Here is a 14,753-nt window from a genome sequence, read left to right as displayed (position 1 = left end):
AATATAAAGGAAGGTCTCAATGGGTAAAATTGTGAAAACTATGGACGGAAATGAGGCTGCTGCATACGCTGCGTATGCTTTTACTGAAGTTGCTGGAATTTATCCTATTACACCTAGTTCTCCTATGGCTGATTACACCGATATGTGGGCAGCTGCAGGTAAAAAAAATCTTTTTGGAGTTCCTGTAAAAATCGTAGAAATGCAAAGTGAAGCAGGAGCTGCAGGTAGTGTGCATGGATCTTTACAAGCTGGGGCTTTGACTACAACTTATACGGCTTCTCAAGGATTACTCCTTAAAATTCCAAATATGTATAAAATAGCAGGTCAATTACTCCCCTGTGTAATCCATGTAGCAGCGCGTTCTTTGGCTGCTCAAGCTTTGTCTATCTTTGGTGATCATCAAGATATTTATGCAGCAAGACAAATTGGTTTTGCTATGCTTTGTTCGCATTCTGTGCAAGAAACTATGGACTTAGCTGGTGTAGCACATTTAGCTGCAATTAAGGGAAGAGTGCCATTTTTACATTTTTTTGATGGTTTTAGAACAAGCCATGAAATTCAAAAAGTTGAAGTGATGGATTATGCGCATTTTGATAGATTATTAGATAGAGAAGCTTTGCTTGAATTTAGAAATAATGCTTTAAATCCAGAAAATCCAAAAACACGTGGAACAGCACAAAATGATGATATTTATTTTCAAACTAGAGAAGTAAGCAATCGTTTTTATGATGCTTTGCCTGATGTTGTTAATGAATATATGCAAGAAATTTCAAAAATTACAGGTAGAGAATACAAACCATTTACTTATTATGGACACAAAGAGCCAGAGCGTATGATTGTTGCTATGGGTTCTGTAACTCAAGCACTTGAAGAGGTAGTGGACTATCTTAATGCTAAGGGTGAAAAGGTAGGGATTTTAAAAGTTTATCTTTATCGTCCATTTAGTTTAAAATATTTCTTTGATGTTATGCCAAAATCAGTGAAAAAAATCGCGGTTTTAGATAGAACCAAAGAACCAGGAAGTCTTGGGGAGCCGCTTTATATTGATGTAAAATCAGCTTTCTATGGAAGAGAAAATGCTCCTGTTATAGTGGGTGGAAGATACGGACTTTCTTCAAAGGATGTTGATCCTGCTCAAATGATAGCAGTATTTGAAAATCTTAAACTTGATAATCCAAAAGATGGCTTTACTGTAGGTATAGTTGATGATGTAACTCACACTTCACTGAGTACTGGAGAGAAAATTTCACTTGGAGATGAAAGTACGATCGAATGTTTATTTTACGGACTTGGTGCTGATGGAACTGTGGGTGCAAATAAAAACTCGATTAAAATCATCGGAGATAAAACGGATTTTTACGCTCAAGCTTATTTTGCTTATGATTCTAAAAAATCAGGGGGTTATACAAGAAGCCATTTAAGATTTTCTAAAAAACCTATCCGTTCAACTTATCTTGTTTCAACTCCGCATTTTATCGCTTGTTCGGTAGCGGCTTATTTGGAAATTTATGATGTTTTAGCAGGAATTCGCAAAGGAGGAACTTTCCTTTTAAATAGTATTTGGAATGCTGAAGAAACCATAAGACAACTTCCAGATGCAGTAAAGAAAACTTTAGCTGAAAAAGAAGTAAATTTTTATATCATCAATGCAACCAAACTAGCTCGTGATATAGGTTTGGGAAATCGTACAAATACCATTATGCAATCAGCCTTTTTCAAACTTGCAAAAATCATTCCTTATGAAGATGCACAAAAATACATGAAAGAGCTTGCGTATAAATCTTATAGTAAAAAAGGCGATGCTATTGTAGAAATGAATTACAAGGCTATTGATGTGGGTGCTGATGGACTTGTAAAAGTTGAAGTGGATCCAAATTGGAAAAATTTAGAGCTTAAAGAAAAAGAACAAACCAATGCCTATAAAGGTACTGAATTTGTTGAAAAAATCGTAAAACCTATGAATGCGGCTAAGGGTGATGATTTACCTGTTTCAGCCTTTTTAGGTTATGAAGATGGAAGTTTTGAACACGGCACAACCGAATACGAAAAACGCGGTGTTGGGGTTATGGTACCAAGATGGATAGAGGCAAATTGTATCCAATGTAATCAATGTGCTTCAGTTTGTCCGCATGCTGTTATCAGGCCATTTTTGATTAATGATGAAGAAATGGCAAATGCACCTCGCGGTGTAAAAGATCATGCTTTAGAAGCTAAAGGAACCAAAGGAGAAAAATTAAGCTTTAAAATTCAAGTTTCTCCACTTGATTGTACAGGCTGTGAGCTTTGTGTTCATGAGTGTCCTACTAAAGAAAAATCTTTGGTTATGGTACCACTTCAAGAAGAGATGGATTTTGGTGAGCAAGAAAATGCGGATTATTTATTTAAAGAAATCACATACAAAGATGATATTTTAAATAAAGAAACTACAAAAGGAGCACAATTTGCCCAACCTTTATTTGAATTCCATGGAGCTTGTCCTGGATGTGGAGAAACTCCTTATATTACTTTAATTACAAGATTGTTCGGTGAAAGAATGATTGTGGCTAATGCGACAGGTTGTAGTTCTATTTATGGGGGTTCAGCTCCATCAACTCCTTATAGAAAAAGTGTGAAAAATGGACACGGTCCTGCTTGGGGAAATTCACTTTTTGAAGACAATGCTGAGTTTGGTTTGGGTATGAAAATTGCAACTGAAAATACAAGACACCGCATTGAACATATCATGAATGAAAGTATGCAAGAAGTTCCAAATGCTTTATCAGCTCTTTTTAAAGATTGGATTGCAAATAAAGACAATGGTGCTATGTCTGTGGAAATTAAAGATAAAATGATCCCTATTTTAGAGCAAAATAAAAATATTAAAGCCGTACAAGATATATTAGAGCTTAAACAGTATTTAAGTAAAAAATCTCACTGGATTTTTGGTGGTGATGGTTGGGCTTATGATATAGGCTATGGCGGACTTGATCATGTTTTAGCAAGTGGAGAAAATGTAAATATTTTAGTGCTTGATACAGAAGTTTATTCTAATACAGGCGGTCAAAGTTCAAAATCTTCTAGAACAGGAGCTGTAGCACAGTTTGCAGCAGCAGGCAAACCTATACAGAAAAAAGATCTAGGTCAAATTGCTATGACTTATGGTTATATTTTTGTAGCACAAGTAAATTCAACGGCAAATTATACTCATCTTATCAAAGCTATCACTGCAGCTGAGGCCTATGATGGACCATCTTTGGTGATTTGTTATTCTCCTTGTATAGCTCATGGTATTAAAGGTGGGCTGGGTTACTCAGGAGAGCAAGGTGAGCTTGCTACAAAATGTGGTTATTGGCCACTTTATACCTTTGATCCTCGTTTAGAAGAGCAAGGAAAAAATCCTTTAACTCTAACAGGAAAAGAACCTGATTGGGATTTATATGAGCAATTTTTGATGAATGAAGTGCGTTATAATTCACTTAAAAAAGCAAATCCTGAACACGCTGCTGAGCTTTTTGAACGCAATAAAAAAGACGCTCAACGTCGCTATAGACAGCTTAAGCGTATCACTATGGCTGATTATAGCAATGAGGTTGAAAGCTGATAAAATATATTTTTAGTGCTACATTGTGTTTTAGCACTTTGTTTGCACAAGATAATTTTGAAGAGTATTTTAAACTTATAGATAAAGAAAATCGTATAAATTTTAATACTCTTCAAAACCCATTTGTGAATCCTACTTTTGAAAAATTAAGACATATTAAAATTACTGCAATTATGCTTGATAAAGTAAAAATTTATGATCGATGGTATAAAAAAGGTGATATGATTGATGATGCTATAATATATGAAATAAATACTAAAGAGATTAAATTCCAATATGATAATTTAGAAATTGCAATCCAAATAAATAAAAATGATAAGATTAATATTAATTAACATTCTTTTTTGCCATTATCTTTATGCTTTAGATTGTCAAAAGCGTCTTTTTGATATCAGTATTAATGAAAAATTAAGCATACAAGAAAGTCTTGATGAGCTTGCAAAATATTGTTCTTTTAGTATTATTGTTAAAGATAAAATTGCCAAAGAAAAATTAGAAATATTGCAAAACTCTGTCAATATTCATCAAATGAGTTTAGACGAAATTTTTAATTTTTTTATCAAAGAGCATGATCTTAGCTATGATTTTGATGGTAAAATTTTAAGAATTTCAGGCATTAATACGAAGATTTTTAAGATAAGTTATATCACTTCTATCAGAGAAGGACAAAGCATAACTAAAGCGTCTGTAGACGCTAAACCAAGGCAAAGTGAATATAGCGGTAGTTTTGATGACGCAGAAGACAATATGATTAAAAGTATGGAAAAATTTGATTTTTGGCAAAATATAGAAAAAGAGATTATTGTATTATTAAAAAATTCTCATGAAGATTATGAGGCTAAAACTCCCATTATAAATCCCAATGCAGGTCTTATTATAGTAACTGGAACAAATTCTCAGTTAAAAAGTGTGAAAAATTATTTGCAAAAACTAGAAAATCGTCTTAAAAAACAAGTTATTATCGATGTTAGCATACTTGCTGTGAGTTTAAATGAAAGCCATTCTAGTGGGATTAATTGGCAAAATTTTAATATAGGTTTAAATTCGCAAGTAAATAATGAAAATTCTTTTATTCAGTTTCAAAATGGGCAAGGTTTTGTTAAGAATTTGGGTTTAAGGGCGAATTTAAATTTTGATTCTATTATTAACTTTCTTTCTCAAAATGGAAAAACTAGCGTGCTTTCTAATCCAAAGCTTATGGCTTTAAATAACCAACAAGCCATTATTTCTGTAGGTGATACTATAAATTATCAAGTTAAAGAAAGTTCTAAAGGCACTGAAAATGGGACTACTGTTAGTGAAAGTTATAACAATTATTCTATTTTTGTAGGCATTTTACTCAATATCTTGCCTGAAATTTCTGATGATGGAAAAATAATGCTCAGGATTAATCCAAGCTTAAGTGATTTTAAGTATCCAGAAGATAATAAACGACAAAAAGAACCAAGAACTATTGCTCCTGATACCATACAAAAAAAGCTTTCTAGTGTTGTGCAAGTAGAGAATAATCAAACTTTAATTTTAGGTGGATTGATTTCTCACGATAAATCTAATGAGAAAAATTCTATCAATTTTCTATCAAAAATTCCAATCCTAGGTTCTTTGTTTAAAGGAGAAGTTTTAAATTCTAAAGCAACCGAAATTGTTTTTATTATCACTCCAAGTATAGTAGATAGTGTAAATGCTCCAAGTCTTAAAGATCTAGGATTTAAGCATTATGAGTAAAATTATTCCATTTAGAGAAGAAATTTTTCATCAAATCAATCAAATTTTAGAAAGCCAAAAAGCTTTTATTTTTTTATGGGGAAAAAGTGGTAGCGGTAAAAGTGTATTGTTGCAAAGATTGGCAAAAAAATATAATGTTGATTTTATTAATGAAAATTTTAAAGATCAGAGTTTCTTAAAAGAAAAAATTGAGTTTTTGATTTCACAAGGTCAGAGTTTAATCATTCTTGATGAAGTAGGAATGTATGATTATGCAATGCTAGAAAGCATTAGGATTTATAGTGATTCTATAAGTTTTGTTTTAAGTTCTCATAAAAAGTTAAATATACTTAAAAAAGAGCATTTTAAAAGTCGTTTAAGTGCTTGTTTTAAATTGAAAAATATTAGTCTTTTAGAACTTGATGATTATATTAAATTGAAATTCGGAATGAATTTTTCAAATAAATGTCTTAAGTTTTTACAAAAAATTTCTCAAGGAAATTTAAGATATATTGATAAAACTTTAAAAAGTTTTTATGAGATAAATAGTTTTTTTGATAAAAACAAAAGTCAAGAGTATATTTTAAAGCTTAGTGCTTTAGAGAATGGCTTATTAAGGTAAGATATGCAAGAAAGAATTAAAGAGCTTGAGCTTAGGTATAAATACTTTTTACTTAAAAAATATTTAAAATATTTATTATTAATTATTCTAATATCAGTAATAGCATTTTGTTTTTTTGTGCTAATGCAAAAATATAATAAGCAAAAAAATATTTATTTGCAAGCTATTGAACATAAAAAGCATTTGGAGCAAAAGATTCTTCAAGCGCAAATTTTACAAGAAAAAAATAAGATTTCTAGGGAAAAGTTATATAAAGAACTAGAAGAAGTTAAAGCGGTGCAGGAAAATACACATATTAGCAAGATAGAAATTGATTCTAAAATTTTAAATATTTCTGATTTAAAAAAATCTTTTTATCAAAATCCAAGCTATGAAAAGGCATTAAATTTAGCTAAGAAGTATTTTGATATTAAAGCTTATCAAAAGACAATATTTTGGGCTTTAAAAGCCAATGAACTTGACAAACAAAAACAAGATTCTTGGCTGATTTTTGCTCAGGCTAAAAGAGCTTTAGGCGAAGAAAAAGAAGCTCAAAGTGCTTTAGATGCTTATATAAATTATTATGGTTTAATAGAATTAGGTGGAAAGTAGAATGGATAAAATTTTTCAAGCTTATATTGATAATGAAATAAGTCTTGATGAAATTTGCACTAAATTTAATATCACTTCTTGGGATTTTTTTAAAAAATTAGCAAATTTTTGTAATTTGCATTTTGTTGATTTAGATGAAGATAATGATTTTATTTATGAAGGTATACCTTTTTCTTTACTTTTAAAATTTAAATTTCTGCTTATTAAAAACAATGACGGCTTTATGATTATTAGATCCAAACCTTGTTCTTTAGAGCTTTTAGAGCAAGTTAAGACTTTTATGATTTGTGAAAAAATCGACACTGCAATTGCCGATGAGTTAAAGATAGCTAAAATTTTAAATCAAATTCGCATTCAAGAGGAGATTAAAAGATTAAGCATTAAGCTTAGACTTGAATGGCAAGAAAATCACAAAAGAGATGATCAAAGTTGCATCAGTCAAATTTTTGATTTTTTATTACATGAAATTTTATCTTTTCATGCGAGTGATATTCATATAGAAGCAAGGAATGATGATGCTTTGATTAGGTTTAGGGTTGATGGAATTTTGCGTGAATTTGCTATTTTTGAGAAGGATATTTATGAAGCTTTGGTTTTTCATGTCAAATTTTTAGCTTGTTTGAATTTAGCTGAATCAAGAAAAACGCAAGATGGAAGTTTTGAATTAGATTTTGAAAATGAAAGATATGATTTTCGTGTTTCATGTTTGCCTTTGATTTATGGCGAAAGTGTTGTTATAAGAATTTTAAAATATGATAAAGAAATTTTGGATTTGCATAAACTAAATCTTGGAGATAAAAATTTAAAAATTTTAAAAAAGATTTTACATCGTCCCAATGGAATGATTTTATTAACCGGTCCTACAGGTAGTGGTAAAAGCACAACTTTATACGCGTGTTTAAATGAGTTGAAAAGTATTGAAAAAAAGATTATTTCCGCAGAAGATCCTATAGAATATAAAATTCCTTTAGTGCAGCAAATTTTGCTCAATTCAAAAGTTGGAGTCGAGTTTAATAGTGTTTTAAGAGCAATTTTAAGGCAAGATCCTGATATTATCATGATAGGAGAAATTCGCGATGAAGAAAGTTTAGATATTGCACTTAAAGCTTCTTTAACAGGTCATTTGCTTTTAAGCACCTTGCATACTAATGATGCTCTTAGTACCATTGATAGGCTTTTGGATATGCAAGCAAAAAGTTACTTGATAGCATCGGCTTTGAGTCTTGTTATAGCACAGCGTTTGGTTAGAAAACTTTGTCCTTGGTGTAAGCAAAAAAGCAAAAAACATTATATTGAATTTGAAGGTGAATTTTTTGAACCAAAAGGATGTGAGCGTTGTCATCATAGTGGATTTTTTGGCAGAGAATTAATCGCTGAGTGCTTAGAGATCAATGAAGATTTATCTTGTGCAATTAGGGAAAATCAAGATAAAACGATTTTAATGGAGCTTGCAAAAAAATATGGCTTTCAAACTATGTTTGAACAAGGTTTAAAAAAAGCCAAAGAAGGTCTTACAAGTATAGATGAGCTTTTAAGGGTTGTAAGATGAAATTTTATGAAGTGGAATTTCTTAAAAACAATCAAAATTATACAAAAACTATAAAAGCTGAAAATTTAAATACAGCACAAGCAAAAGCCTTATCAAAGAATTGGAAAATCATTGATATAAAAGAAATTCAAAAATCTAATTTTCAGAGATTAAAAGATGAAAATTTTATACTCTTTTTTAAAGAGCTAGCTTTGTTGTGTGAAGTTGGATTAAGTGTTCAAGAAGCGATTAGAGAATTATATCTTATGCACTCTTGCAAGATTATGAAAAAAATATTAGACAATTTAATTTTAGCCCAAAATCTAAATCAAGCTTTTGAAAATGCTAATTTTGGATTAAATCGTGCGGAGTTAGCTTTGATTAAAACGGCTGAAAAGACAGGAAAAATCAGTGAAGTGTTTAGTCAAATTTCTAAACTTCGAGAAAAAAGCTTAGAGAGTCAAAAACAATTAAAAAAGGCTTTTAGATATCCTACTTTGGTTTTTTTAAGTATTATCGGAGCATTTTTGTTTTTAATGCTTTTTGTAGTGCCTAATTTTAAAGATTTATTTGAAAATTTAGGCGCGAGTTTGCCTTTTATCACGCATGTAATGTTAGAAATTTATAATTTTTTAGATGACTATGGAATTTTTTGCATATTTTTGTTTGTTATTTTTATTGTTATGCTTATTTTAGCTTATAAAAATTTTCATTCTTTTGCTTTTTCTTGCGATTTTTTATTTTTAAAAGTACCTTTGATTTCTCGTTTGATTATTTATAATCAAAATTATTATTTTTTTATGGTTTTTTCTTTGCTTTTAAAAAATGGAATTTCAATATCTAAAGCTTTTGATTTAGCTATTATAGGGCTTGAAAATAAATTTTTAATTTTTCAGTATAAAAAACTTTTTAGTTTTATAGATTCTGGTCTTGAGTTAAGTCAGGCTTTTAAAAAGATTGATATTTTTGATTCTTTGGTGTTTTCTATGCTTAGTGTTGCGATGAAAAGTGGAAGACTTGAAGTATTAAGTGAAGAAATTGCCAAATATTATCAACAAAAAAGCGAAAATTTGATGGATAGATTTTTGATTTTTTTAGAGCCTATGATGACTTTATTTGTAGCGCTTTTAGTTTTGTTTTTGGCTTTAGGTATATTTTTACCTATGTGGGAGCTTAGCTCAGGGGTCAATTTTGACTAAAATAATCCCAAGCTACTTTAATAATAGTAGCTCCTACAACGATTAAAAATAAAGTTTTTATAAACTTTCCATTAGTTTTTAATACAAGTTTTGAGCCTAAATAAGCTCCTAAAACTTGTCCTACACCCATAAGCAAACCTACAGCCCATAAAAGTTCATATTGCCATAAAAATATAGCAAGAGCAATGATGTTGCTTGTGAAATTTAAAATTTTAGTATTAATGCTCGCTTTTCTCATATTAAAACCTAGTAGCATCACACAAGCAAAAATCCAAAATGAACCCGTTCCAGGCCCTAAAAATCCATCATAAAATCCTAAAGTTAAGCCACAAATTAAATGAAAAATTTTGATATTTTTTATTTTAGGTTCGCTTTCGTGTTTGCCTAAGTTGGGACGTAAGGCTGTATATAAGAAGGTAAGAGTTAAAAAGATTAAGATAATAAGCTTTAATTGCTCATCTTTTACAAAAAGAACACTATAACTTCCTATAGCTGCTCCTAAGGCTGTGAAAAAAACACCCCAAGCAAGATGAGGTAGAGTGGTGGATTTAAAATAAGTTAAAGTAGCCGTAAAAGAACCAAAGACGCTTTGGAGTTTGTTTGTTGCTAAGGATAAATGCGCAGGAATTCCACAGGCTATGAGTGCTGGTAGAGTAATAAGTCCTCCTCCACCTACAATAGAATCTATAAAACCAGCAAAAAGAGCTACAAAAAAAAGTATGAAATAATAAATCGTATTTAAGTGCTCAAAACCCATTCTTCACTCCTTAAATTTGTCAATTTCCTTACTTTGCCCTAAACGATAGAGTGCAAAGTCATATTTTATGGGATCATTTGCATCTAATTTTTTTAAATTTTGTGTGAGTTCTAAAACACTTTTATAATCATATATTTTACGCTTTAGAAGTCCTAAAGTCAAGGAAATTTTATGTGCATGTGTATCAAGTGGAATTAAAAGATCTTTGGTGTGAATTTTGGTAAAAAGTCCAAGATCAAGTTCATCTTTTCTAACCATCCATCTTAGATACATATTATAGCGTTTAAGAGGTGAAGTAGGAGTGTTTTGCCAAATTTTTCCAAAGAAAAAATCATATCCATAACTTGAATATGAATTTAAGGTTTTGATTTTTTGCATAAAAGCTAAGATGGCATCTGTGGTATTTTCTCTTTCTTGATAGGCTTGATAAAAAAGTTCGTAGAGTGAAATTTCATTTTTCAGCCTTGAAAGAGTGATAAAAATTTCTTGTATATCTTTTTCATTTTGGAAGCGGTATTTTAAATTTTTAAGTTCTTTTTTTATTTGTTTTTCTTGAAGGTTTAATAAAGAAAAATCAAGTTTCTTTAGAAAATTTACTATATTTTTAGCATTTCCATAGGCAAATAAAGCACAAATTAAGGCAATAAATTCATCATTGTGAATTTTAGCAATTTGCAAAGGATCTGGAGTTTCAAAAAGGGAATGATTGGTATTTTTTTGATTGGCTAAAAAATCGAGCTTAGCTTTAAGATGGATAAAATTTTTCATTTGATATTACTAGAGCTTAAGATTTAAGCCCTAGTAAGGTATCAAGCATTTGATCTACGGTTGAGACGATTTTTGCTGCTGCACCGTAACTTGATTGATATTGTATAAGGGCGGCTAATTCTTCATTTGTATTTACGCCACTTTTAGATTGGTACTCGCTATAAACAGAATTATAAAGAGTTTCATTGCTTGAATTGACGACATTGTTATTTTCACCATCTGAGGCTATTTTACCTGTAAGTTTGCGGTAATATTCTTCCATGGTAAGATTATCGATAGTGCCATCTTCATTATAAAAATTAACTTTTTCATATTGAAGTTGGATGATTTTATTTGCCATGTCATTTCCACTATCAACCCCACTTAAACTTGCTCTTACTGTGCTTGGATCATTTAAGATGGAATCTTTTACTTTCATATTACTTGCATCAGTTCCGCTGAAAAAACCACCTATACTAAACGCACCTGCGAAATTTGTGCCCTTATCTTCAATGGCTACCTTAAAACCTGATTTTGCATTGATTTGAAATAAACCATCTCCAGTTTTTGCATCGTAGCTAAAACTTGCATTGATATGATCATCAACATCATCGTTTGAATTTTTATTGTCATTATCATCTGTATTAGCATTGATTTGACGCATGATATCATTCATGGTTGTATTTACATCTATGGTGATGGTTTTGGTGAGTTTTTTATCGCCTTTATCATCATAAATGACTATATCAAAACTTCCTGGTTGTATGGTTCTATCGTAATTAACTAAAGGAATATCTCCCTTAAGCCCAGATAGATAATCAGAAGTAACAGAACTTTTCGCAGAACTTGCATAAAGATTGTTAGTTTCATTGATCATGGTCTTAGCAAAAGTATCTAAAGAATCCATATAACCTTGGATAATTCCATCTTCATATTTTCCTTCGCTTTTGCTATAGTTTCTACCGCGTAAGTCAAGTTGAGCACCAAGCTGTCCACCGCTAATTTTTGCAGTAAGATCACGAACTTTTTCATCAGGAGTTTCATAATAAATGCTATAAGATTTATTTTTATCATCATAATCAAGCTTTAAAGGATGAAAATTTATTCCATCTACTATACTAAAACCTTCTATACTTAGATTGTATTGATGTCCTGGATCAGTGATGGTTGTATCAAGGCGATTGTCTTGATTGATTTCATTTTTGCTTGCAACTGCACTAACTAGCTTTGAAAGAGTAAGCTCAAGTTCATCTCTTCTATCCCTAAGTTCATTTGCGTGTTCTGTTGGTAAGGCTTCTTGTCCATAAATTTGTTTATTTATAGTAGCAATTTCTTCGCCAATTCTATTAATCTCATCAACTGTATTTTTAATATCATCATTTACTTTTTTTTGGATTTTATCTAAGGTTGCAAAAGTGTTATTAACGCTTTCTGTTAAGGTCTGAGAAGCTTTTACAAGGGCTATTTTTGTGGCATTTTCGTTGGGGTTAGATGCAAAATCATTCCAAGCTTTGTTATAATTTTCTAAATCTTGCAAAATTCCAGTATTTTGTAAGTCGGGAAAACGCTGCGCAATTTCTTGTAAAGTGGAAGCCATATATTTAGTATATTCTAGTTGAGTAGATGCACCTTTTAATTTATAGTAAGAATACTCATCATGCAAACGCACTATACTTTCTACAGCAGTTCCTGTGCCTACTTGAACTCCACCTGTTGTAATATATCCATTTGTAGTTTGCACCACTCTTTGGCGTGTATAAAAAGTTGCATTAGCATTTGAGATATTATTTCCAGTTGTTGCGATTTGAACTTCGCTTGCCTTTAAGCCTGTAACACCTGTGTATAATGTTCCAAAAATACCCATTATAAATCCTTATACATTGATCTTGAAAATTGACTCTGGATTTGTCTTTTTATCTCCATAAGCATTATTTGTTCCATCATTGATATCAAACATTTTATTTACTAAGCCATCAAGAAAATCTTTGACAATAAGAACAAATTTAGCATACTCTTTGTTTTTACTATGAAGGTTTTGAAGATTTTTTTTAAGTAGATCTAGTTTTTGTTTATCTTCATCATCTAAGAGTTCACTAAGCCCTTTTGTAGAGCTATTATTTAGCTCAACCAAGGCAACATCAAGTTGTTTTTTAGCTGTAATAAATTCCGCGATAAGTTTGTTTTTTTCTTCTACACTTGGCGTTACACTCTCATGTTTAGCCACTTTGATATTTTCTATATCTTCTTCGGTTAAAGCAATAAGTTTTGCTAAGATAGCATTTACTTCATCAAGTCTTTGTTTAAGCATATTTTCTCCTTTTCTCTCTCAAAAAAAGGAGAATGAAAGTTTTAGATTAAAGAGTCAGCAATCGCAGCAGCCGTAGCTTTTGTATCGATTTTATAAGTACCGTTTTTAATCTGCTCTGCGATTTTACTCGCTTTATCATTTTCCGTTTTTTGAGTATCGTTTGTTTTAGTTTCTTTATCTATTCTATTTGTATTTAATGTGGTATTTGCCACATAACTTTGTTGTATAGGATTGATCATTTCTGCCTCCTTGATCTTAGTTATAATCCTCTACAAACCATATCGACCCAAATTTAAAAAACTTAACCCCTTTCTTTTAAAAAATCGTATAATAATTTTGAAAAACCCATACCTCCACTTAAAGCTTTACTCATGGTATCATTATACATGGAAGAGTATATTTCATCGCTGGCATCTTTTCCAAAGAGTGAATTTTGACTTTTTAAAGATACATCTAAAACTTGCTTTAAAAAAAATGCCTCAAAAGCATCCGTTTGTTCTTTTAAGGCTTTATCTTCTTTGCTCTTTGTAACTATATCATTGTCATTTATTTTGATGCTTGATTCTAAACTTCTTGCTTTGGCTGCACGATCAAGTAAAGCGCTATTCATACTATAAGTATTTAAAAAATTATCCACTTTCATTAGATGATCTCCAAATCCGCGTTAATTGCACCTGCGCGCTTTAAATTTTCCATAATAGCGATAATGTCATTTGGGGTTGCTCCAAGTTTGTTAAGCATTCTAGCTATATTTGCAACTGTGCTTTTTGCATTGTTGATTCTTAAGGTATTTGAACTTGGATCTACAAAACCACCATCTTTCATATCGATTTCATTTTGATTAGCTACTGCGTTATTGTTTGGATCTATTTTTATAGTGATATCTTTATGAGTGATTAAAACAGGTTCTACCTCTACATCAACTCCAGCAATCACTGTTCCTGTTCTTTCATCGATGATAACTTTGCTTTGTGGTTTATAAGCTATATCTTGTTCTAAAACTCTTGCCATAAAATCAACATTTGAAAGATCTTCAGGTTTTTTGAGTTTTACTGTGCGAGAGTCGATGGCTTTAGCTACTTCTTCGCCAAAGACAGTATTTAAAACTCTTTCTATATCGTTTGCGGTTTTAAAATCCGCTACTTTTAAACTTAAGGTTAGATCATTGTTTTGGCTAAAATTTTGTGGAATTTCTCTTTCTACATTAGCTCCGCCCATTACAGTTGCAGCAGTTGAGTGAGAACCTGCTCCTCCTGGTCTAGGTGTTAAACCTCCTGTTGAGATAGAGCCTTGTGCTATGGCATAAATTTCACCATCAATCCCACGAAGTGCAGTCAGCAAAAGTGTTCCGCCTTGTAAAGATTTTGCATCACCCATAGATGAAACGGTAATATCAAGTTTATCTCCGCTTTTTGCAAAGGCTGGAAGTTTGGCTGTAACCATAACAGCTGCGGTATTTTTTGATTTGATATCGTTAGGATCTACTTTGATATTCATACCTTGCAAAAGGTTTGAGATGGATTGTAGTGTAAATTTAGAGCTTGTTCCATCGCCGCTTCCATTAAGCCCTACAACAAGTCCATAACCTATAAGTTGGTTATCTCTTACACCTACAGTGTTTGCTACATCCTTGATTTGCACTGCAAAAATGCTTGTCATAAAGAGTAAAAATATCGTTAAAACTCTCATGGATTCTTCCTTTAATCTATTGTTGATG

General features: G+C 31.2%; 14 protein-coding genes. 7 read left to right on the top strand and 7 right to left on the bottom strand.

Translation table 11 applies throughout. The features are described 5' to 3' along the window. The first annotated feature begins 19 nt into the window (after positions 1–19). Genes nifJ through FBF22_RS07075 form a run of 7 tightly spaced genes read left to right on the top strand, consistent with a single transcriptional unit; the run spans position 20 to position 9,224 of the window. Complete coding sequence (gene nifJ / locus FBF22_RS07105; RefSeq protein ID WP_002884781.1) at positions 20–3,580, top strand: pyruvate:ferredoxin (flavodoxin) oxidoreductase; 3,561 nt, start codon at positions 20–22, stop codon at positions 3,578–3,580. Positions 3,581–3,603: 23 nt separating this feature from the next. After that, positions 3,604–3,915, top strand: coding sequence for a hypothetical protein (locus tag FBF22_RS07100; RefSeq protein WP_002855438.1), 312 nt, complete (start codon positions 3,604–3,606; stop codon positions 3,913–3,915). Next, complete coding sequence (mshL, locus tag FBF22_RS07095) at positions 3,893–5,305, top strand: pilus (MSHA type) biogenesis protein MshL (RefSeq protein ID WP_002871859.1); 1,413 nt, start codon at positions 3,893–3,895, stop codon at positions 5,303–5,305. Before FBF22_RS07100 ends, mshL begins: the two co-directional genes overlap by 23 nt. Further along, the gene (locus FBF22_RS07090) at positions 5,298–5,906 is read left to right on the top strand and encodes an ATP-binding protein (protein ID WP_002851464.1); all 609 of its coding nucleotides are present in this window, start codon (positions 5,298–5,300) and stop codon (positions 5,904–5,906) included. Before mshL ends, FBF22_RS07090 begins: the two co-directional genes overlap by 8 nt. Positions 5,907–5,909: 3 nt before the next feature. Continuing rightward, a complete protein-coding gene (locus FBF22_RS07085) occupies positions 5,910–6,497 on the top strand; it encodes a hypothetical protein (RefSeq protein WP_002884783.1) in 588 nt (195 codons plus the stop codon). Further along, positions 6,487–8,046, top strand: a complete 1,560-nt coding sequence (locus FBF22_RS07080) for a GspE/PulE family protein (RefSeq protein WP_032582256.1) — start codon at positions 6,487–6,489, stop codon at positions 8,044–8,046. The genes FBF22_RS07085 and FBF22_RS07080 overlap by 11 nt, the downstream gene beginning before the upstream one ends. After that, positions 8,043–9,224, top strand: coding sequence for a type II secretion system F family protein (locus tag FBF22_RS07075; RefSeq protein ID WP_002873600.1), 1,182 nt, complete (start codon positions 8,043–8,045; stop codon positions 9,222–9,224). Before FBF22_RS07080 ends, FBF22_RS07075 begins: the two co-directional genes overlap by 4 nt. Here FBF22_RS07075 and FBF22_RS07070 read toward each other — a convergent pair. From FBF22_RS07070 to FBF22_RS07040, 7 genes are all read right to left on the bottom strand, one after another. After that, entirely contained in the window at positions 9,211–9,981 is a 771-nt protein-coding gene (locus FBF22_RS07070) for a TSUP family transporter (RefSeq protein ID WP_002873601.1), read from the bottom strand. The genes FBF22_RS07075 and FBF22_RS07070 overlap by 14 nt on opposite strands. Before the next feature lie 3 nt (positions 9,982–9,984). Continuing rightward, the gene (locus tag FBF22_RS07065) at positions 9,985–10,749 is read right to left on the bottom strand and encodes a TIGR02757 family protein (RefSeq protein WP_002851318.1); all 765 of its coding nucleotides are present in this window, start codon (positions 10,747–10,749) and stop codon (positions 9,985–9,987) included. Between the two features lie 16 nt (positions 10,750–10,765). Next, positions 10,766–12,592, bottom strand: coding sequence for a flagellar hook-associated protein FlgK (gene flgK / locus FBF22_RS07060; protein ID WP_002855300.1), 1,827 nt, complete (start codon positions 12,590–12,592; stop codon positions 10,766–10,768). A gap of 9 nt (positions 12,593–12,601) precedes the next feature. Further along, positions 12,602–13,036 carry a flagellar protein FlgN gene (locus tag FBF22_RS07055; protein WP_002779263.1) on the bottom strand — a complete coding sequence of 145 codons (435 nt, stop codon included), beginning with the start codon at positions 13,034–13,036 and terminating at the stop codon, positions 12,602–12,604. 41 nt (positions 13,037–13,077) lie between these two features. Next, complete coding sequence (flgM, locus tag FBF22_RS07050; protein WP_002792053.1) at positions 13,078–13,275, bottom strand: flagellar biosynthesis anti-sigma factor FlgM; 198 nt, start codon at positions 13,273–13,275, stop codon at positions 13,078–13,080. 62 nt (positions 13,276–13,337) lie between these two features. Next, on the bottom strand, positions 13,338–13,679 hold the full coding sequence (locus FBF22_RS07045; protein WP_002884788.1) for a hypothetical protein: 342 nt from the start codon (positions 13,677–13,679) through the stop codon (positions 13,338–13,340). Next, positions 13,679–14,725, bottom strand: a complete 1,047-nt coding sequence (locus FBF22_RS07040) for a flagellar basal body P-ring protein FlgI (protein WP_002826014.1) — start codon at positions 14,723–14,725, stop codon at positions 13,679–13,681. Before FBF22_RS07040 ends, FBF22_RS07045 begins: the two co-directional genes overlap by 1 nt. Positions 14,726–14,753: the final 28 nt, after the last annotated feature.

Source organism: Campylobacter sp. CFSAN093260, assembly GCF_012890095.1.
Taxonomy (GTDB): Bacteria; Campylobacterota; Campylobacteria; order Campylobacterales; family Campylobacteraceae; genus Campylobacter_D; species Campylobacter_D jejuni.
This window is presented reverse-complemented; position numbering and strand designations above follow the sequence as displayed.